This is a genomic window from Pedobacter sp. KBW06, assembly GCF_003852525.1.
Lineage (GTDB): Bacteria > Bacteroidota > Bacteroidia > Sphingobacteriales > Sphingobacteriaceae > Pedobacter.
Genome location: NZ_QAJL01000013.1, coordinates 1 through 1,835, shown reverse-complemented (window position 1 = coordinate 1,835; position 1,835 = coordinate 1). Strand labels below are relative to the sequence as shown.

Below are 1,835 nucleotides of genomic sequence, written 5' to 3'. Positions count from 1 at the left end.
TGTATTCGAGAATTATCCTGCAGCCGATGAAACCGAAACGGCAGTAAAAACAACGATGAAGGAATCTGTGGAAAAGCTGGATTACCCAATCACCATTGCCTCCTTTGAAAAAGACAATGAACTGATCATACAGTTACAATATGATCAGGTATTCCTGGATGAACCTGCAGCAGAGCGCTTGCTCAACACCTTCGCGTACCTGCTGGAACAGGTGATTGCTGATCCGACCAGGAAGCACAGTTCCATCTCTCTGCTCGAACCGGAAACCTTCGACCTTACGGTTCATCGCTGGGCAGGAACGAACTCCTCTCCTGCACATACGGAGACACTGCATGCACGATTTGCACAACAGGCAGCACAACAGCCGGATGCCACCGCGGTCATCTTCGGAGAAAATCGTATCAGCTACAGGCAACTGGACCAGCAAAGCAGCAAGCTCGCCCACATCATTAAAAAAAGATACCTTCAGATAACGGGGAATGAACTCCTTCCCGATACACTTATTCCCATCTGTATGGACAGGGGGACAGAAATGATCACCGCCATCCTTGCCGTATTGAAAGCCGGAGCAGCCTATGTACCAATTGATCCCGGCTATCCACAGCACAGGATTGCCTATATCCTGAAAGACACCGGGGCACAGATCATGGTATCTCAGCAGCATATCCCTGAAGCATACGGGATCGTCCTTTTACCGGAGCAGACCATTTTAACGGAGGATATAGATGCCATTGGCGATGAATTACCATCCGGGCCGCTTCCGGAGCGGACTGCCCCTGAAAGTCTTGCCTATGTGATTTATACCTCTGGCACCACCGGCAATCCCAAAGGTGTGATGGTAGAACACAGGAACGTCCTGTCCTTCGTTCTGGACAACAACTTTATCGACTACAACAGGGTCAATACCGTAGCCGGCATCTCTAATTTTGCCTTTGACGGAAGTGTGTTCGATATCTTCTTCACGCTGATAAATGGCAAACAGTTACTGCTGATCGACAGTAAGGCAATACTAAACCCCACACTGCTGGATCAACTCCTGTCCGCACACAAAGCAGATACCATTTTTAGCACCACCGCCCTGTTCAATGCGCTTGTCTTTGAGCAGGCTACCTGTCTGGAACATTTGCAACAGGTATTATTTGGAGGAGAAGCCTGTAACCTGGAAGCGATCAATTCCTTTAAACTGCATTATCCACATGCTTCGCTGGTACATGTATATGGGCCTACAGAGAATATCGTGTATTCCACCTACTGCAGCTTAACGAATTACAACACCCAAAGCATGGCTCCTATCGGTGCTCCGCTGGCAGATAAAAAAATATATGTATTGGATAGCGCCGGGCAACCGGTACCGGTCGGCGTGCCAGGAGAACTCCATATCGGAGGTGCAGGAGTAGCCAGAGGTTACCTTAACCATCCGGAACTCAGCGAACAGCGATTCCTGGAAAATCCGTTTGCAGCTGACAGCGACAAACAGATGGGATATACCAGAATGTACAAAACGGGTGATCTGGTAAAATGGCTTCCCGATGGTAACATCCTGTTCATAGGAAGAAACGACGATCAGGNNGTTAAGATCCGGGGATACCGTATAGAGCTGGCAGAAATCGCACATGCCATCGAACAAATTCCAGGCGTTGTACAGGCTATTGTGATGGTCAGGGAAAGAGCAACCGCCATAGGATCCTCCAGATACCTGACCGGCTATTATATACCACAAGCGGGCAATCCAGCTGATACCTCAACGATAATACAATCCCTGAAAAAGACCTTACCGGATTATATGGTTCCGGCAGCACTGGTACAGATGGAGAGCTTCCCCCTCACCTCCAACG

Annotated in this window: 1 protein-coding gene; it reads left to right on the top strand. The window is 48.9% G+C overall.

Going from position 1 to position 1,835, the window contains the following annotated elements; translation table 11 throughout:
• Nucleotides 1–1,835 (top strand): non-ribosomal peptide synthetase (locus DBR43_RS32810; protein ID WP_158622660.1); only part of this gene is annotated, 1,835 nt, incomplete at both ends.